Here is a 17,080-nt window from a genome sequence, read left to right as displayed (position 1 = left end):
GAGACCTTACGGGGACGTGGGGGACGGAGCCCCCTCTCAGGGCGAGCGGGTGCCCCCTCTAGCCGTTCCCTGGCACGAGGTGCCACCATGGAGGGGATCCGGGGACGCCGTGAGGGCGCTTCGAGATGACAGAAGGAGCCGTTGCAATGACGCAGCTTTCGGCTGCCCAGACGACCACCGACAGCAGCAGTAGGGCGCTGTACGGAGGCAAGGGCACACGCCGCATCACCGTCCGCGACCTCATCACCGCCAAAGAGCGCGGCGAGAAGTGGCCGATGCTCACCGCGTACGACTCGACGACCGGGTCCGTCTTCGACGAGGTCGGTATCCCGGTCATCCTCGTCGGCGACTCGGCGGGCAACTGCCACCTCGGGTACGAGTCGACCGTGCCCGTCACCCTCGACGAGATGACCATGCTCTCGGCCGCCGTCGTACGGGGCACCTCGCGTGCCCTGATCGTCGGCGACCTGCCCTTCGGGTCGTACCAGGAAGGGCCCGTGCAGGCGCTGCGCTCGGCGACCCGGATGGTGAAGGAAGCCGGGGTCGGGGCGGTGAAGCTGGAGGGCGGCGAGCGGTCGCACCGGCAGATCGAGCTGCTCGTGGAGTCCGGTATCCCGGTGATGGCGCACATCGGCCTCACCCCCCAGTCCGTGAACTCGATGGGGTACCGCGTCCAGGGGCGCGGCGAGGAGGCCGCCCAGCAGCTTCTGCGGGACGCCAAGGCCATCCAGGACGCGGGCGCGTTCGCGGTCGTCCTTGAGCTGGTTCCGGCCGAGCTGGCCGCCGAGGTGACCCGGGTGCTGCACATTCCCACCGTGGGGATCGGGGCGGGGCCGGACACCGACGCGCAGGTACTGGTCTGGACGGACATGCTCGGGCTCACCGGGGGCAAGATGCCTCGGTTCGTGAAGCAGTACGCCAATCTGCGTGAGGTCATGGGCGACGCGGCGAAGGCCTTCGCCGACGACGTCGTCGGCGGAACGTTCCCTCAGGAGGAGCACTCCGTCCACTAGTCCACTGCGGCACCAGGCAGCCCGCCGAACTTCCCCCGTCGGCGGGCTGCCTCTTTGTCTTTCGTCCGGGGACAAGCGACTGTCGGTGACATGTCGAACCTGTCGGTGGGATGTCGGTGGTTTGTCGGTGGGGGCTGACACCTTGGCGGCATGACGCGAATCGACAAGAACCCCAGCGGCGGAAGCACCGCCGTCTCCGTACGGGGGCTGGTCAAGCACTACGGCGAGACCAAGGCACTGGACGGCGTGGACCTGGACGTCCGCGAGGGCACCGTGATGGGTGTGCTCGGACCGAACGGCGCCGGCAAGACCACCCTCGTACGCATCCTGTCCACCCTCCTCTCCCCCGACTCCGGGCAGGCGACCGTCGCCGGCTACGACGTCATACGGCAGCCGCGACAGCTGCGCCGGGTGATCGGCCTCACCGGCCAGTACGCCTCCGTCGACGAGAAGCTCCCGGGCTGGGAGAACCTCTACATGATCGGCCGGCTCCTCGACCTGCCGCGCAAGGACGCCCGCGCCCGTGCCGACGAACTGCTGGAGCGCTTCTCGCTGACCGACGCCGCCAAGCGGCCGGCGAGCACGTACTCCGGAGGCATGCGGCGGCGGTTGGACCTGGCCGCGTCGATGATCGGGCAGCCCTCCGTCCTCTTCCTCGACGAGCCCACCACCGGTCTCGACCCGCGCACCCGCAACGAGGTGTGGACCGAGATCAAGCGCATGGTCGGCGACGGAGTCACCGTCCTGCTCACCACCCAGTACATGGAGGAGGCCGAGCAGCTCGCCTCCGAGCTGACCGTCGTGGACCACGGCAAGGTCATCGCGGGCGGCGCCATCGAGGAGCTGAAGGCGAAGGTCGGCGGCCGTACGCTGCGGGTCCGCCCGGTCGATCCGCTGCAGCTGCGGCCGCTGGCCGCCGCGCTCGACGAGCTGGGCCTCACCGGCCTCGCCGCCAGCACCGTGGACACCGAACGCGGTGCCGTCCTGGTCCCGATCCTCAGCGACGAGCAGCTGACCGCCGTGGTCGGCGCGGTCATCGCGCGCGGCATCACGCTCTCCTCCGTAACCACCGAACTGCCCAGCCTGGACGAGGTGTTCCTGTCCCTGACCGGTCACCGTGCCAGTGCCCCGCAGGACGCGACGCCCGCCCCCGACCTCGAGGAGGTCGCCGTATGAGCGCCACCACTCTTCTCCCCGCCGACGTCAAGGCCGACCTCAAGGCGGACGGCCGGATCCCGCTGCGCGGTCATCTGCGCCACACCGGCGCCCTCGTCCGCCGCAACCTGCTGTGGATCCGGCAGGACCCCGAGTCGATGTTCGACGCGCTGCTGATGCCCGTCGTCTTCACCCTGCTGTTCGTGTACGTCTTCGGCGGCTCGATCGGGCAGGCCCTGGGCGGCGGCCAGGACGGGTACGTGCAGTACGTGATCCCCGGCATGATCGCGATGATGAGCATGACGCTGTCCCAGGGCGTCGGCACCGGCTTCAGCCAGGACTTCAACTCCGGTGTCATGGACCGCTTCCGGTCCCTGCCGATCGGGCGCGGCTCGGTGCTGTTCGCGAAGATCTCCGTGGAACTCGTACGCATGCTGTTCGCGACGACCGTGCTGATGATCGTCGCCGTCCTGGTCGGGTTCGACATCAACAGCTGGCCCGGTCTGTTCGCGGCCGTGGCGCTGGCCGCGGTGTTCGCCTCGTCGATCATGTGGGTGTTCCTCACCCTGGGCGTGATCCTGAAGAACGCACAGTCCGTGCAGGCGATGGGATTCCTCGTGCTCTTCCCGCTGCAGTTCGGCTCGTCGATCTTCGCCCCGACGGCATCGATGCCCGGCTGGCTGCAGGCGTTCACCGACTACAACCCGCTGTCCACGCTCGCCGACGCGGCCCGCGGGCTGATGGTGGGCGGCCCGGTCGCGCACGACCTGTGGGTGACCCTCGGCTGGTCGGTGGCGATCACCGCCGTGATGGCGCCGGTCGCGATCCACAAGTTCCGTACCAAGAGCTGACGTTCAGCTCGTCCGGACCACGGCACGTCCACGATCCGCGTCGTCAGACCAGGGCGGCGGCCTCCTCGGCGGAGAGGCCGCCGCCCTCGGCGTACGCGGCCTCGTACGTCTCGTCATCGAGGGCGGCGCGCACGGCCGTCTCGGCGCGCTCCCGCACATGGCGTTCGATCGCGGACCGGAAGTGGCCGGACGGCAGCAGCCCGTCCGCGGCGCCGAGACAGCGGGCGGCGTCCCGGAGCCGTTGTCCGCCGTCGACGCCGGACAGCGCGAGGGCGGCGGTGGCCAGATGTGCCGACATCATGTTCGGCGAGATCATGTGGCTCAGCGGGTCCTGCGCCCGCTGCAGGGCACCCCGCACCTTCGTCACCGCTGCCTCGTACAGCCCGTCCACGGCGTCCAGCCAGGCCTCCACCCCGAGCACATACCCGTCGAAGACCACGAAGTGGACAGCGGCGAACTCCTCCCGCATCCGGTCCATCTGGGTGCGGGCCTCGGCGAGCCGGCCGGTGCGGCCGAGCCACATCGCGAGGAAGAGCCGGGCCGCGGGCATCGCCTCGTTGTGCGCTCCGTGGCCCCGCTCCAGGACGTCGCGGAGCAGCCGCTCGCCCTGCTCGGCCTCCCCCGAGTCGATGAGTGCGCTGCCGAGGCGGGTGGTGAGGATGGCCGTCTGGGCATGGGCACCGAGGCGTTCGGCGTAGGTGATGGCCGCCCGGTAGTCCGCCGCGGCGAGCAGGTGGTCACCCTTGCGCTCATTGGCCTCGCCCCGTGCGGAGAGCGCCTCGGCGGCGCCCCAGGCGTCCCCGATGCGGACGAAGATCTCCAGTGACTCGTCGGCGTCACGGGTCGCGTCGCCGGCCCAGTCCGTGCGGTTGGCCAGGATGTTGGCGCGCATGTGCAGGGCTCCGGCCAGCTCCCACTGGTAGCCGAGCTGCCGGCTGGTCTCGACGCTCGCGTCGATGATCTCGCGCAGCCGGTCCATGTCTCCGGTCAGCATCACGGCGTAGAACCAGAGGAAGCCGGGGTTGCGGCAGACCTGTGGGAGGCCGGGCCGGTAGGCCTCGGTGATGGCGAGCAGCTTCACCTCGGCCTCCGGTGTCTGCCAGGTCTCCAACTCCAGGTCCATACAGGCGAGATGGAGGAGGTGGACACCGCGCCGGGCCTCGGCGAGGACCTCCGGACGCATCGGTGGCGGAGTCGCGGTGCAGGGTTCGTAGAGCGGGACGGCGGGCTCGGCGGTCGGCACGAACGGGTCGGGGCCGAGCGCCATGATCTCGCGGGTCCAGTTGCGCGCCGCCGTGCGCAGGTCGCGGATCTGCCAGTACCAGGCGAGGGAGAGGACGAGGCAGAGCGCCTCCTGTTCGTCGCGTTCGGCGACGGCGTGCTGCAGTGCGGCGCGCGTGTTCTCGCTCTCGACCTGGAGCAGTTCGATGGCCGCGCGCTGGCCGGGGCCGCGCAGCTTCGGGTCGGTGGTGCGGGCGAGTTCGCGGTAGTACGTGAGGTGGGCGCGCTCGGCAGCGGGGCGCTCGCCGGACTCGTCGAGCCGCTCCCCGGCGTACTCGGCGACGGTCTCCAGGAGCCGGTAGCGCATCCCGCCGTCGGCCGCTCCCTTCGCGGAAGGCGCCGCCACCACAAGGGACTTGTCGACGAGCGAGCCGAGGGCGTCCAGCGCGGCGGGACCGCAGACGGCCTCGGCGGCGGCGAGGTCGCAGCCGCCGGCGAAGACGGACAGCCGCCGCAGCACGTCCCGTTCGTCCTCGTCGAGGAGGTCCCAGGACCAGTCGACGACGGCACGGAGTGTCTGCTGGCGCGGCAGGACCGTACGGCTGCCGGAGGTGAGGAGGCGGAAGCGGTTGTCGAGGCGGTCGGCGATCTGCCGCGGGGTGAGCATCCGCAGCCGGGCGGCGGCCAGTTCGATGGCCAGCGGCAGTCCGTCGAGCCGCCGGCAGATCTCGGCGGCGGCCGCCGCGGTCTCGGCGTCGGCGTCGATCCGGAAGCCGGGCCTGGCCGCGGCGCCCCGGTCGGCGAGCAGCTTCAGCGCGTAGGGCTCGGGCAGCGGTTCCACCGGCCGCAGCAACTCCCCCGGTACGCCGAGGGGTTCGCGGCTCGTGGCCAGCACGGTCAGTCCGGGGCAGAGTTCCAGGAGCTGTTCGACGAGGCGGGCCGCGGCGTCCACGACGTGTTCGCAGTTGTCGAGAACGATCAGCATGCGGCGCTTGGCGCAGTGCTCGGTGAGCCGGACGAGGGGGTCGTCGTGCCGGTCGGTGACGGCCCGCATCTCCTCGGCGCCGGCGCCGCGCAGCACGGTCTCCCGCGCTCCGACCGCGGTGAGCACGGCCTCGGGCACGGCCTCCGGGTCGTCGACGGGCGCGAGTTCGGCCAGCCACACCCCGTCGGGCACGGACGCGGCGACGCTCTCGGCGGCTTCCTGGGACAGCCGGGTCTTGCCGGCCCCGCCCGGCCCGAGCAGGGTGACGAGCCGGGCGGAACCGAGGTCCCCGCGAATGGTCTCCAGGTCGGTGTGCCGGCCGACGAAGGAGGTGAGCCGGGCGCGGAGGTTGCCGACGGGTGCGGTGCGGTCGCGGGGGCCGGACGGGGGGTTGGGCCCGGGCGTGTGCTCGTACGGCGTCGGCCGGTGTCCGTTCTCGCTCGTTTCCCCGCGCAGCAACTCCCCGTGCAGCGACCGCAGTTCGGGTCCCGGGTCGGTGCCGAGCCGGTCGGCGAGGAGCTGTCGTACGGATTCGTAGCCCGCCAGTGCCTCCGCGGTGCGGCCCGCGTCGCGCAGGGCGCGCAGGCGCAGGATCTGGAGGGGCTCGTCCAGGGGGTGTGCGTCGCAGAGGGCGGTGAGGTCGGGGAGGTACTGCTCGGCCTGGCCGAGGGCGAGGGCCGCGGTGAGGCGGGCGCGGCGGGCGTCGAGGCGGCGGGTCTCCCAGCGGGACGACTCGGCGGTGCGGTCCGGGAGGTCGGCGAGGGCGGGGCCCCGCCAGAGCGCGAGGGCGTCGTCGAGGACGACGGCCGCCTTGCCGGGGTCGCCGTCGGCGAGCGCGCGGACGCCCTCCCCGGCGAGCCGCTCGAAGCGGTGCAGGTCGATGTCGTCGGCCACCGCGCACAGCCGGTAGCCGCCCTCCGCGGAGGCGATGGCGTCCGCGCCGAGCACCCTGCGCAGCCGGCCCACCAGGGCCTGCAGCGCGCCGGTGGCGTCGGCGGGCGGGTCGGCGCCCCACACCTCGTCGACCAGTACGGCCGCGGACACGGTCCGTCCCGGCCGCAGGGCGAGCACGGTCAGCAGGGCACGCAGCCGCGCCCCGCCGACCGGGACGGGGGTGCCGTCGCCGCGGAGTGCCTGGGTGGTGCCGAGAATGCGGTAGCGCACGGGGTCCATTGTCTCCGGTGGTCTCAGCACGGGTCGCGGGGTTCCCGCGGAGTGGCGCCCGGGATGTCGATCGTGACGAGGGCCCCGGTCTCGACGAGGTCCTCCGGTGTACGGGTTCCGGCCAGTTCGGACCAGTTCGGCCAGGTGTCGGCCGAACGCATCGACCGCTCCCCCGGCATGGGTTCACGGGTGCGCGAGCCGGGCGCGGTCGCGGTGTATCGCTGGTTCACCAGCCGGATCGCGCGCACCGTCCCCGCAGACAAGGGCCACTCGGCGCCGTGCCACTCCACGGTGAGCATCCCGACCCGGCGGATCCACCCGCCCTCCTCCCTGGGGGACTCGTCCACGGGGTCCTCGGGCACGCGTTCCTCGGGCAGCGCCACGAGGAATCCCTCCTCCGACCGGATCGCGTCGATCGCGCCGCCGTCCTCGTCCCGCACCCGCTCGACAGGCCCCACGACCTTGCTGAGCTCCTCGCACCAGCCGCCCCCGAGCAGCTCGTCGGCGTCCGCGAGCAGCAGCGGCCATTTCACCTCGTCCCCCACCGAGAACGCCGTGCCACAGCACTGCGCCTGCCGACCCGCGTAGAACACCTGCCACGACCCCATGGGTCCACCCTCCCTGGAACTCACAGGCGATCGCGAGACGTTTTCGGCATACGCCCGGTACGGTCGGGCACGCCCCTCAGCATGAAGCCCGCTGAGCGAACCCCAGGGAGCCCGACCCCATGACCACCGCCACCACCCGCCACAGCGACCGGCGGATCAGCCCCGTCTTCCTCGGGATCGTGGCCGTCACCGCGGTGACGGGATGGGCCACCTGGACGGGCTTCGCCGAGCAGCCCGGTGTGGCCGTCTTCCTGTTCGTGACGGCGGCGTGGATCGTCTCGCTCTGTCTGCACGAGTACGCGCACGCGCGCACGGCCCTGCACAGCGGCGACATCTCGATCGGCGCGAAAGGGTATTTGACCCTCAACCCGCTCAAATACACCCACGCCCTGCTGAGCATCGTGCTGCCCGTCATCTTCGTGATGATGGGCGGTATCGGTCTGCCGGGCGGCGCGGTCTGGATCGAGCGGAACCGCATCCAGGGCCGCTGGAAGCACAGCCTGATCTCGGCGGCGGGCCCGCTGACGAACGTGCTGTTCGCGGTGGTCTGCACGGCCCCGTTCTGGCTGGACGCGCTGGACGGCGTACCGGCGGACTTCCAGTTCGCCCTCGCGTTCCTCGCGCTGCTCCAGGTCACGGCCGCGCTGCTGAACTTCCTGCCGGTGCCGGGCCTGGACGGCTACGGCATGATCGAGCCCTGGCTGTCGCACAACATCCGCCGCCAGGTGGAGCCCCTCGCGCCCTTCGGGCTGCTCCTCGTGATCGCCATCCTGTGGATCCCGGCGGTGAACGGTGTGTTCTTCGACGTGATCGACGCGCTGCTGCGCAGCCTGGACATCGACGAGTTCCGGACGTACTGCGGGCAGAACCTCTACCGCTTCTGGACGGAGACCAACCAGTACTGCACGGTCAGCCCGTGACGGACGACGCCGCGCGCCTGGCCCGGTCCCGGCGCAGGTAGTACCAGGTCATGTTGGACGAGAGCCCCGCGAGCAGCACCCACACGATCCCCAGCCAGCTGCCCTGGACGAAGGAGACGACGGCCGCGGCGGTGGCCAGCAGGCAGACGACGAGGGCGTAGAGGGCGAGTCGGGACATGGGGTGCGGCTCCTGTCGGTCCTGTGGTTGCTGTCGGTCCCGTCGGGGGGACACTGCTGCGTCCAGTGTCCCCCACGTCCGGAGCCCGTCCGCACGCTCCGTCCGGAGTCCGCCGCACTCCTACACGTCGGTGACACGCAGACCCGCGTGGGCCTTGTACCTGCGGTTCACCGAGATCAGGTTCGCCACCAGCGACTCGACCTGGTGGGCGTTGCGCAGCCGCCCGGAGAACACGCCGCGCATGCCGGGGATGCGGCCGGCCAGCGCCTGGACGATCTCGACGTCCGCGCGCTCCTCGCCGAGGACCATGACGTCGGTGTCGATCTCCGCGATCTCCGGGTCCTGGAGGAGGACCGCGGAGAGGTGGTGGAAGGCGGCGGTGACCCGCGAGTCCGGCAGCAGGGCGGCGGCCTGCTCGGCCGCGCTGCCCTCCTCGGGCTTCAGCGCGTACGCGCCCTTCTTGTCGAAGCCGAGCGGGTTGACGCAGTCGACGACGAGCTTGCCGGCCAGTTCCTCGCGCAGCGACTCCAGCGTCTTGCCGTGTCCGTCCCACGGCACGGCGACGATCACGATGTCGCTGCGGCGGGCGGTCTCGGCGTTGTCGGCGCCCTCGACGCCGTGGCCGAGCTCGTCGGCGGCGGCCTGCGCGCGCTCCGCGGCCCGCGACCCGATGATCACCTTCTGGCCGGCCCGCGCCAGCCGGTAGGCGAGGCCCTTGCCCTGCGGACCGGTGCCGCCGAGTACGCCGACGACGAGCCCGGACACGTCGGGAAGGTCCCAGGGATCCTTCGCGGGCGCCTTCTGTGCACTGTCAGTAGAGGTCATGGGCCGACTTTACGTGCGCGGTTCGCGTCCGCGGCGCTCACGTGAGCGCTGTCACTGGCACCCTGCGGAAGACGATGGTCTCGTACGCGCCGAAGTCGCCCGTCTCGTGAAGGAGTCCGACGGTGTCCTCGTCGACGCGGACGAGATCGGAGTACCCGGCGGGCAGCCCGTCCACGGTGTGCGCGGGCCGCCAGGTGACGCCGTCGTCGGTGCTGGCGCGGATCGTCATCAGGGCGCGGAAACCGGGGTCGGCGGGGCCGGAGTACAGCAGGACGTCCGGATCGCGGAGCTGGAGCACGCTGCCCTCGACGACCGGGCCGATGAGACAGGCCTGCGGCCGGAAGGGCTTGACCAGGCTCCGGCCGCCGTCCCGCGAGTAGGCGTCGGCGCGGGTGCCGGGCGCGGCGGAGTCGGTGCGGGTGTTGAAGTAGACGCGGCCGTCCGGGAGTTCGGTAGCGGTGGTCTCGTTCACGTTGACGTAGTTGTCGGTGTTGTCGTCGACGTACCCGATGCGCCAGGTCCCGCCGCCGTCGTCGCTCAGCAGACAGTGCCCGCCGTTGTACCTGCCCTCGGTGCCGGTGTCCTCGCCGGCCGGCGGGAGGGAGTGGTTGGCGGGGACAACGACCCGGCCGGTGCTCAACTGGACGGCGTGGCCCGGGGTGGTGGCGTACCACCGCCAGGAATCCTTCTTCGTCTGCTTGGTGATCTCCTTCGGGCTCGACCAGGTGAGCCCTTCGTCGTCGCTGTGCTGGACCCAGACGCGGCGTCCGTCGGCGGCGCTCACCTTGCCGCGGCGGATGGCGTCCTCGGTGGCGAGGGCGGCGTTGCGGAGGTGGACGAGCAGGACGCGGCCGGTGGCGAGGACGACGGGGGCCGGGTTCCCGGAGAGCGCGTCGCCGTTCCTGGCGGCGACCTGGAGCGGGCCCCAGGTCAGGCCGCCGTCCGTGGAGCGCTTCAGCACGATGTCGATGTTCCCGAAGTCGTCGCGGGAGCCGACCCGGCCCTCGCAGAAGGCCAGCAGGGTGCCGCTGCCGGTACCCCCGCCGGTGGCGACGACGGCCGGGATGCGGAAGCTCGCGTAGCCCTCCCGTCCCGCCCGGAACGGCACGGATGTCTCAGTACTGGCCATGAAACCCTCCCTCACCGACTCGGACGGACACTCTGCCCACCCCGGGCGAATTCATGGTGAACCCCACCTGACGAGTGGCCGGTTGCGGCAGGATGCGTGCGCATGGATGCCGTACGGGTCGCCCTGTTGCGCGAAGTGCTCGCCGGAACCGAGTGGCCGGGTGCCACGCGGCGGTTCGCGGGAGCGCTGCGGTCCTCCGTGCTGCCGCACGGGGGCGGGCTGCTGCTGGTGGGGACGGCGGAGTACGAGCCGTGGCACCTGGCCGCGCACCTCGTGGACGAGGCCGCCTGGTCGGGCACGCCGGAGCTGACGCCGACGCTCGTACGGCACGGGGCGCGGCCCGGAGACCCGGCCCAGCTGGCCGTCGGACTCGGCCGGATCGAGGCGGCCAGGCGGGGCGAGACGCTCCTCGTCGTGGCGCCGGACGCCCCCGGGGCCCCGCTCCTGGAACGGGTCCACGACGCTCGCCGGGCCGGGGCGACGGTCCTCGCACTGGACCGCGGCGACCGTGACCTGCACGCGATGGCGCACGAGGCGCTCGCCGTGCCGTCCGAGCCGCACCTCGACCTGGACACCGTGCAGCACCTGGTGAGCGCGGCGGCCGGGGAGAACTCGCTGCCCTCCCCGCGGGGCCGGCGGCGACTGCGGGACCGGCTGTCGCGGCTGGCGGACCAGCTGACGTCTCCGCCGCCTGCCCGGTGGTGACGTACGCACCGGTGACGCCTGGCTGGTGGCGTGCTCGCCGGTGACGCCGTGCCGGTGACCTGCTCGCCGGTGGCCTGAAGGTCCTCCGCGGTCGGAAAAGCGGTTGTCCTGGTCGGGGGCCGCGCCGGACCATGGCACCTCGTGACGGAACCCGATTGCGATACTCCCGAATCAGCCCCCGAATCCGCCCCCGGCCCGGCCCCCTCGCGCCTGCGCGCGCTGCTGCCCGATCTGGCGCCGTGGCGGACCTCCGCCGACTTCCGGCGGCTGTGGGTGGCCGGGCTCGTCACCAACTTCGGCAGCTTCCTGACCTTCGTCGCGCTGCCGGTGCAGATGAAGGAACTGACCGGTTCCGTGGTGGCCGTCGGCGCGATCGGCGCGGTGGAACTCGTCCCGCTGATCGTGTTCGGGCTGTACGGCGGGGCGCTCGCCGATGCCCTGGACAAGCGGAAGCTGATCCTCTGGACGGAGGTGGGGCAGGGGCTGCTGAGCGCCGTGCTGCTGGTCAACGCGTTGCTGCCGGATCCCCTGGTGTGGCCGTTGTACGCCGTCGCCGCGCTCTCCTCCTCGCTCGTCGCCGTCCAGCGGCCCGCCCTGGACGCGCTCACGCCACGCATCGTGCGGCACGAGCACCTGCCCGCGGCGGCGGCGCTCAACTCGTTGCGGTGGACGGTCGGCGGGGTCGCGGGTCCGGCGGTCGCGGGGCTCGTCGTGGCGTACGCCGGGCTCGGCTGGGCCTATGCCGCGGACCTGGCGACCTTCGCGGTGTCGGTCGTGCTCGCCGTGGGCCTCGCCCCGTCGCCCGCCTCCCACGAGGCCGCGAAGCCTTCACTGCGGTCGATCCTGGAGGGCGCCCAGTACGCGTGGAGCCGCAAGGAGCTCCTGGGTACGTACGCCATCGACCTGGCCGCCATGTTCTTCGCCTTCCCGCTGGCCGTGCTGCCCTTCCTCGCCGACGAGCTGGACGCCGAGTGGTCGCTGGGCCTGATGTACGCGGCCCTGCCCGCCGGGTCACTGCTGGTGAGCCTGACGAGCGGGTGGACGTCCCGGGTGCATCGGCACGGGCGGATGGTGGTGCTGGCGGCGGCGTTCTGGGGGCTCGCGATGGTGGCCGCGGGGGCCGTTCACGATGTGTGGCTGGTGCTGCTGTTCCTGATGCTGGGCGGGTGTTTCGACATGGTCAGCGGGATCTTCCGCGCGGCGATGTGGAACCAGACGATCCCGGACGAGCTGCGGGGGCGGCTGGCGGGCATCGAGCTGCTCTCGTACTCGGTCGGGCCCCAGCTGGGACAGGTACGGGCCGGCGGCATGGCCGCGTGGATCGGTGTGCGGGGGTCCGTGTGGGCCGGGGGCGTGCTGTGCGTGGCCGCGGTGGGGGCGCTGGCGTTGTGCCTGCCGAAGCTCATGACGTACGACGTCCGGACGAACGAGCACGCGGTACGGATGAAGGAGGCGCGGGGGAAGGTCGCGGCCGGTTCATAGGGTGCGGGCCGGTGGGGGTTGAGCGCACAGCTCCCCGCGCCCCTAAAAGCCAGGGGCGCGGGGAGCTGTGCGCTCAACCCCGACGGACCCGCACGTTAATGACCACCCCTGCGGCGGAGCCCTCAGTCGTCGTCCGAGTTCCGCGCAGCGGAGTCATGCCAGCGGGGGTCGGTCTCCCATTCAAGATTCCGCTCTCGAGCGGTCTCCATCGCCTGCTCGGCCTCGCGGCGCGACGCGTACGGACCGAAACGGTCCTTGCCCGGGCAGTCGGGACCCTCTTCGACCTTCTTGTGCTCCAGGCAGTAGTACCACTCGCCCGGCTTCCCGACGGTCCGCTTCTTGAACAGGGCCATGGCTGGGCTCCTTTCGCCAGGGACATCGTCCCCCACCACGCGCTGGTTAGACTCGCTGGCATGTCTGGCCAGTCGCTGCTCGTACCAGGGGAGCTTTCTCCCACCCGTCCCGTGCCGGGAAACATCAGGCGTCCCGAGTACGTGGGCAAGCCCGCCCCCACGCCGTACACCGGAGGGGAGGTCCAGACCCCGGAGACGGTCGAGGCGATGCGTGTCGCGGGGCGGATCGCCGCCCGGGCGATGGCCGAGGCCGCGAAGCTCATCGCGCCCGGCGTCACCACGGACGAGCTGGACCGGGTCGCCCACGACTACATGTGCGACCACGGCGCCTACCCGTCCACGCTCGGCTACCGCGGTTTCCCGAAGTCCCTGTGCACATCCGTGAACGAGGTCATCTGTCACGGCATCCCGGACTCCACGGTCCTGCGGGACGGCGACATCATCAACCTCGACGTGACCGCGTACATCGGCGGTGTGCACGGCGACAACAACGCCACGTACCTCGTCGGTGACGTGGACGAGGAGTCGCGGCTGCTCGTCGAGCGGACCCGTGAGTCCCTCGACCGTGCCATCAAGGCCGTCAAGCCCGGCCGGCAGATCAACATCATCGGCCGGGTCATCGAGTCGTACGCCAAGCGGTTCGGGTACGGGGTCGTGCGGGACTTCACCGGGCACGGCATCAACTCGTCGTTCCACTCGGGGCTGATCATCCCGCACTACGACAGCCCGCAGGCGACGACCCTGATCCAGCCGGGGATGACGTTCACGATCGAGCCGATGCTGACGCTGGGCACGCACGACTACGACATGTGGGACGACGGGTGGACCGTCGTGACGAAGGACCGGCGGCGGACCGCCCAGTTCGAGCACACGCTGGTCGTCACGGACAGCGGGGCCGAGGTGCTGACCCTGCCGTAACCGCCCTTTTCCGACCAAGTTCCGCACCAAGCCGCCCGCTCGAACAGAGGGGCGGCTTTTTATGTGGATCGGACGGGGATCCGGGGTACGGTTTTACCGACAGGGCGTCGGGAAACCTGTTGACTTAGGTAAGCCTAACCATACAAGATGGGCCCGGCTCTCGTCCCCCCTTCGGCCCCGGAGGTCTTCATGAACTCGTCGAGCACACCGTTCTCGACGCTCATCCGCACCGCGTCGCACGAGCAGCACGGGCAGGCGCACGACTCGTCGTTCATGAGCGAGTTGCTGGGCGGCAGGCTGGGCGTGGACGCGTACACGCGGTACACCGAGCAGCTGTGGTTCGTCTACCGGGCGCTGGAGGAAGGCGGGCGCGAGCTGGCCGGCGATCCCGTGGCGGGGCCGTTCATGCGCCCCGAGCTGGTGCGGGTGGCCGCGCTGGAGCGGGACCTCGCGCATCTGCGGGGCCCGGACTGGCGCGAGGGCGTCACGGCGCTGCCCGCGACCGAGGAGTACACGGCGCGGATCACCGAGTGCGCGCGTACGTGGCCCGGTGGGTACGTGGCGCATCACTACACCCGTTACCTCGGCGACCTCTCCGGTGGCCAGGTCCTGCGGAGCAAGGCGGAGCAGACGTGGGGCTTCGCCCGCAAGGGCGACGGGGTGCGGTTCTACGTGTTCGAGGACATCGGCAACCCTGCCGCGTTCAAGCGGGGGTATCGCGAACTGCTCGACGGTGTGCTCGCGGACGATCTGGAGAAGCAGCGGATCATCGCCGAGTGCAAGCGGGCGTTCGCGCTCAACATCGCGGTCTTCGTCGCCTTGGGGGAAGAGTTCCGCATCAGCGCGTGAGCGCTCCGCCGGGGCGTTGATTGTCGGCTGCGGGTGCGCGGGGGCGGACCGGCGATTGCGCCGGTCAGTGAACGTGGTCGTCCAGGGCCGGGGCGACCGTGGCGTCGGTGCGGGGTGCGATGTCCTGCCGGACGATGCGGGCGTTCGCGCTCCGGACCTGGCGGGGCAGGGTGAGCGCGTCGGCCAGCCAGCCCAGCCCGCAGATGCCGAGGGTGCACAGGTACAGCAGCCCACGGCCGGTCCGGCCGAGATAGAAGTGATGCATCCCGAACAGGCCGAGGAAGAACCACCAGAGGTACGCCACAGCGACCGACTTCGGAGCACCCGGCGTGCTGTCCTGTCGTAGCGGCGGCTCGGGTCGAGACGGTGGTGGCACCACCGGGGGTCGGCTCTCGGCCGTCGCCACGCCCGTGAGGTGAGGAGCTGCTGTCCGCTCCGCCCGAACGGTCCTCGCGGACACGGGGGCGGACTCGCGGGTGGGCACGCCCTCGATGGAGACACGCGGCAGGATTCGCTCCAGCCAGGCGGGCAGCCACCAGTTCGCCCGTCCCAGCAGATGCATCAGTGACGGGACCAGCACGGTGCGCAGGACGAAGGCGTCGATCGCGACGGCCGCGGCCAGTCCCACGCCGTACTCGGCGATGACCCGCTCGCCACCGAGGACGAAGGCGGTGAACACGCAGATCATGATCAGGGCGGCGGCGTTGATCAGCCGGCCGGTCTCGGCCTGACCGATCCGGATGGCGCGGTGGTTGTCGCGGGTCTGCTCCCACTCCTCGTGCATCCGGCTGACCAGGAAGACCTGGTAGTCCATGGACAGGCCGAAGAGGATCGCCAGCATGATCACCGGAAGCTCGGCCTCCACAGGACCGGCCTTCCCCAGGCCCAGGAGTTCGGAGCCCCATCCCCACTGGAACACGGCGACGACGACTCCGAACGCCGCGGCCGAGGCGAGCAGGTTCATCACGGCGGCGGTCAGCGGCACCAGGACGCTGCGGAAGGCGACCATCAGCAGCAGGCAGCCGAGTCCGACGATCACCCCGAGGAACAGCGGCAGCTTGCCCGCCAGCAGGTCGGCCAGGTCACCGGAGGCAGCTGTCGTGCCACCGACGTAGACCGTCAGACCGCTGCCCAGCTCCGCGGCGGGGACGACGTCCTCTCGCAGGTGAGTGATCAGGGCGCTCGTGGCCTCGTCCTGCGGCGCGCCGGTCGGCACCACGTCGATGACGGACAGTCCGGTCGCCGCGGTGACCGGCCCGGGCGTCGCCGAGGCCACCCCTGGAGTACTGCGCACGGCCGAGACCAGCCTGTCCAGGGCCGGCGCGTCGCTGGGCGTGCCCAGCTGCGCGACCAGCACCAACGGACCGTTGGAGCCGGCGCCGAAGCCCTGGACGAGCAGGTCGTACGCGGCTCTGGTGGTGGTGCCCTTCGGGTCGTTCCCGGCGTCCGAGGTCCCCAGACGCAGCGACAGCGCGGGCAGCGAGAGGACGGTGACGACAAGGAGCGCGGCCAGGGTGAACAGAGTCCTGTGGCGCTCGACCCGCTCGGCCCAGCGGCCCCGGGGCCTTGCCGTTGCGTGCCGCTGTGTGTTCAGGGGCGGGTGAACGGTCCCCGCGTTCCGGGTGGCCACGGCTCGCCGCTGACGCCTGTTCAGCAGTCTGCCCCCGAAGAGGCCGAGCAGGGCCGGCAGCAGGGTCACCGCCGCGATCACCGTGGCCAGGACGGCCGTCGCGGCGCTGATCCCCATCCCGGTGAGGGGGCCGATCCGCAGGACGAGCAGGCCGAGGAGGGCGGTGACGACGGTGAGTCCGGCGAAGACCACCGCCCGCCCGGAGGTGTTCAGCGCACGTACGGCTGCCTCCTCGGGTGTCAGGCCGTTCCGCAGGCCGGTCCGGTGGCGGGTGACGATGAACAGGGCGTAGTCGATGCCGACTCCGAGCCCGATGAGGGCCGCGACCGTCGGGGCGTCGGTGCCCAGGGTCATCACGTGCGAGGTCAGCCCGACGGCGAGCAGTCCGGCGCCGAGCGCGGCGATCGCGACCAGCAGGGGCAGGAGCATGCCCAGGAGTGAGCCGAAGGCGACGAAGAGGATGATGCCGGCGGCGACCAGCCCGATCGCCTCGGTGCCCTGCGCTTTGCCCTCGGCTGCGAGGCTGATGGCCTGGCCGCCCAGTTCCACCTGCAGATCCGCGTCACGCGCGGCCCGGGCGGTGTCGATGACCCGGATGACATCGGCGGCCGGTATCCGCTCGGCCTGCGCGTCGAACGTCACCGTCGCGTAGGCGGTCCTGCCGTCTTCGCTGATCCGGGGCGCTCCCGTGGGGCCGTACATGCTGGTCACGGAGGTGACCGAGGGCAGTGCCGCGACCCGGTCCAGCATCGAGGTCACCTTCTGCCGGACGGCGGCGTCCCGGATCGACCCGTCGCGGCGTACGTGCACCACGATCTGGTCGCTGTCCCCGGACTGTCGGTGCTCGGATGCCTGGAGCCGCGCCTGCGCCTTCGACGATTCCAGCCCGGGCAGGCTGAACTCGTCGGAGTAGTGGGTGCCGAGCGTCGCGTACGGCACGGCGAGCGCGACCAGCACGGCGGCCCAGATCCCGACGACGAGGAGGCGGTGCCGGAAGCACCATCTGGCTAGTGCGGACATGACTGAACGACCTTCTTCGCGGTGCGGGGGTGTGGAATGGGACGGCCGGCACGCACTGGTCGGCGCGGCTGCGT

15 protein-coding genes are annotated in these 17,080 nt (G+C 71.5%); 8 read left to right on the top strand and 7 right to left on the bottom strand.

Going from position 1 to position 17,080, the window contains the following annotated elements; genetic code table 11:
* Nucleotides 1-146 precede the first annotated feature (146 nt).
* The 3 genes from panB to ACH4YP_RS44635 all read left to right on the top strand — a co-directional run bounded on the left by panB (nt 147) and on the right by ACH4YP_RS44635 (nt 3,019).
* Complete coding sequence (gene panB, locus ACH4YP_RS44645; protein ID WP_398497094.1) at nt 147-1,013, top strand: 3-methyl-2-oxobutanoate hydroxymethyltransferase; 867 nt, start codon at nt 147-149, stop codon at nt 1,011-1,013.
* Between the two features lie 150 nt (nt 1,014-1,163).
* Complete coding sequence (locus tag ACH4YP_RS44640) at nt 1,164-2,189, top strand: ATP-binding cassette domain-containing protein (RefSeq protein ID WP_361068156.1); 1,026 nt, start codon at nt 1,164-1,166, stop codon at nt 2,187-2,189.
* On the top strand, nt 2,186-3,019 hold the full coding sequence (locus ACH4YP_RS44635; protein WP_361068153.1) for an ABC transporter permease: 834 nt from the start codon (nt 2,186-2,188) through the stop codon (nt 3,017-3,019). The genes ACH4YP_RS44640 and ACH4YP_RS44635 overlap by 4 nt, the downstream gene beginning before the upstream one ends.
* Nucleotides 3,020-3,062: 43 nt before the next feature.
* On the opposite strand, the gene ACH4YP_RS44630 is transcribed toward ACH4YP_RS44635, so the two are convergent.
* Nucleotides 3,063-6,398 carry an AfsR/SARP family transcriptional regulator gene (locus ACH4YP_RS44630; RefSeq protein WP_398497092.1) on the bottom strand — a complete coding sequence of 1,112 codons (3,336 nt, stop codon included), beginning with the start codon at nt 6,396-6,398 and terminating at the stop codon, nt 3,063-3,065.
* Between the two features lie 14 nt (nt 6,399-6,412).
* Nucleotides 6,413-6,997 (bottom strand): DUF6578 domain-containing protein, encoded by a 585-nt coding sequence (locus ACH4YP_RS44625; RefSeq protein ID WP_398497090.1) that lies wholly within the window; start codon nt 6,995-6,997, stop codon nt 6,413-6,415.
* A gap of 119 nt (nt 6,998-7,116) precedes the next feature.
* On the opposite strand from ACH4YP_RS44625, the gene ACH4YP_RS44620 reads away from it, so the two are divergent.
* Entirely contained in the window at nt 7,117-7,917 is an 801-nt protein-coding gene (locus ACH4YP_RS44620) for a site-2 protease family protein (protein WP_361068147.1), read from the top strand.
* Here the strand turns inward: ACH4YP_RS44620 and ACH4YP_RS44615 are convergent.
* The 3 genes from ACH4YP_RS44615 to ACH4YP_RS44605 all read right to left on the bottom strand — a co-directional run bounded on the left by ACH4YP_RS44615 (nt 7,907) and on the right by ACH4YP_RS44605 (nt 10,049).
* The gene (locus tag ACH4YP_RS44615) at nt 7,907-8,095 is read right to left on the bottom strand and encodes a hypothetical protein (protein ID WP_361068144.1); all 189 of its coding nucleotides are present in this window, start codon (nt 8,093-8,095) and stop codon (nt 7,907-7,909) included. The genes ACH4YP_RS44620 and ACH4YP_RS44615 overlap by 11 nt on opposite strands.
* A gap of 120 nt (nt 8,096-8,215) precedes the next feature.
* On the bottom strand, nt 8,216-8,920 hold the full coding sequence (gene npdG / locus ACH4YP_RS44610; protein ID WP_361068141.1) for an NADPH-dependent F420 reductase: 705 nt from the start codon (nt 8,918-8,920) through the stop codon (nt 8,216-8,218).
* 37 nt (nt 8,921-8,957) lie between these two features.
* Nucleotides 8,958-10,049, bottom strand: coding sequence for an exo-alpha-sialidase (locus ACH4YP_RS44605; protein WP_398497087.1), 1,092 nt, complete (start codon nt 10,047-10,049; stop codon nt 8,958-8,960).
* A gap of 102 nt (nt 10,050-10,151) precedes the next feature.
* On the opposite strand from ACH4YP_RS44605, the gene ACH4YP_RS44600 reads away from it, so the two are divergent.
* Both ACH4YP_RS44600 and ACH4YP_RS44595 read left to right on the top strand, forming a co-directional pair.
* Nucleotides 10,152-10,754, top strand: a complete 603-nt coding sequence (locus ACH4YP_RS44600) for a hypothetical protein (protein ID WP_361068135.1) — start codon at nt 10,152-10,154, stop codon at nt 10,752-10,754.
* Between the two features lie 141 nt (nt 10,755-10,895).
* Nucleotides 10,896-12,236, top strand: a complete 1,341-nt coding sequence (locus ACH4YP_RS44595; RefSeq protein ID WP_398497085.1) for an MFS transporter — start codon at nt 10,896-10,898, stop codon at nt 12,234-12,236.
* A 122-nt stretch (nt 12,237-12,358) separates the two neighbouring features.
* Here ACH4YP_RS44595 and ACH4YP_RS44590 read toward each other — a convergent pair whose 3' ends face one another.
* Nucleotides 12,359-12,589: a hypothetical protein gene (locus ACH4YP_RS44590; RefSeq protein ID WP_361072333.1), complete on the bottom strand. Its 231-nt coding sequence runs from the start codon at nt 12,587-12,589 to the stop codon at nt 12,359-12,361.
* A gap of 60 nt (nt 12,590-12,649) precedes the next feature.
* On the opposite strand from ACH4YP_RS44590, the gene map reads away from it, so the two are divergent.
* Entirely contained in the window at nt 12,650-13,507 is an 858-nt protein-coding gene (gene map / locus ACH4YP_RS44585) for a type I methionyl aminopeptidase (RefSeq protein WP_398497083.1), read from the top strand.
* A gap of 189 nt (nt 13,508-13,696) precedes the next feature.
* Nucleotides 13,697-14,356, top strand: a complete 660-nt coding sequence (locus ACH4YP_RS44580) for a biliverdin-producing heme oxygenase (protein WP_326760958.1) — start codon at nt 13,697-13,699, stop codon at nt 14,354-14,356.
* Between the two features lie 64 nt (nt 14,357-14,420).
* On the opposite strand, the gene ACH4YP_RS44575 is transcribed toward ACH4YP_RS44580, so the two are convergent.
* A complete protein-coding gene (locus ACH4YP_RS44575; RefSeq protein ID WP_398497082.1) occupies nt 14,421-17,006 on the bottom strand; it encodes an MMPL family transporter in 2,586 nt (861 codons plus the stop codon).
* Nucleotides 17,007-17,080: the final 74 nt, after the last annotated feature.

Source organism: Streptomyces sp. NPDC020747 (genome assembly GCF_044334695.1).
Lineage (GTDB): Bacteria > Actinomycetota > Actinomycetes > Streptomycetales > Streptomycetaceae > Streptomyces.
Note: the sequence above shows the minus strand (reverse complement) of the source record. Positions and strands in the feature narration are given on the sequence as shown.

Excerpts from the sequence above, each read along its gene's own strand:
- panB (WP_398497094.1), top strand. The coding sequence starts at position 147 with ATGACGCAGCTTTCGGCTGCCCAGACGACCACCGACAGCAGCAGTAGG.
- ACH4YP_RS44640 (WP_361068156.1), top strand. The coding sequence starts at position 1,164 with ATGACGCGAATCGACAAGAACCCCAGCGGCGGAAGCACCGCCGTCTCC.
- ACH4YP_RS44635 (WP_361068153.1), top strand. The coding sequence starts at position 2,186 with ATGAGCGCCACCACTCTTCTCCCCGCCGACGTCAAGGCCGACCTCAAG.
- ACH4YP_RS44630 (WP_398497092.1), bottom strand. The coding sequence starts at position 6,398 with ATGGACCCCGTGCGCTACCGCATTCTCGGCACCACCCAGGCACTCCGC.
- ACH4YP_RS44625 (WP_398497090.1), bottom strand. The coding sequence starts at position 6,997 with ATGGGGTCGTGGCAGGTGTTCTACGCGGGTCGGCAGGCGCAGTGCTGT.
- ACH4YP_RS44620 (WP_361068147.1), top strand. The coding sequence starts at position 7,117 with ATGACCACCGCCACCACCCGCCACAGCGACCGGCGGATCAGCCCCGTC.
- ACH4YP_RS44615 (WP_361068144.1), bottom strand. The coding sequence starts at position 8,095 with ATGTCCCGACTCGCCCTCTACGCCCTCGTCGTCTGCCTGCTGGCCACC.
- npdG (WP_361068141.1), bottom strand. The coding sequence starts at position 8,920 with ATGACCTCTACTGACAGTGCACAGAAGGCGCCCGCGAAGGATCCCTGG.
- ACH4YP_RS44605 (WP_398497087.1), bottom strand. The coding sequence starts at position 10,049 with ATGGCCAGTACTGAGACATCCGTGCCGTTCCGGGCGGGACGGGAGGGC.
- ACH4YP_RS44600 (WP_361068135.1), top strand. The coding sequence starts at position 10,152 with ATGGATGCCGTACGGGTCGCCCTGTTGCGCGAAGTGCTCGCCGGAACC.
- ACH4YP_RS44590 (WP_361072333.1), bottom strand. The coding sequence starts at position 12,589 with ATGGCCCTGTTCAAGAAGCGGACCGTCGGGAAGCCGGGCGAGTGGTAC.
- map (WP_398497083.1), top strand. The coding sequence starts at position 12,650 with ATGTCTGGCCAGTCGCTGCTCGTACCAGGGGAGCTTTCTCCCACCCGT.
- ACH4YP_RS44580 (WP_326760958.1), top strand. The coding sequence starts at position 13,697 with ATGAACTCGTCGAGCACACCGTTCTCGACGCTCATCCGCACCGCGTCG.
- ACH4YP_RS44575 (WP_398497082.1), bottom strand. The coding sequence starts at position 17,006 with ATGTCCGCACTAGCCAGATGGTGCTTCCGGCACCGCCTCCTCGTCGTC.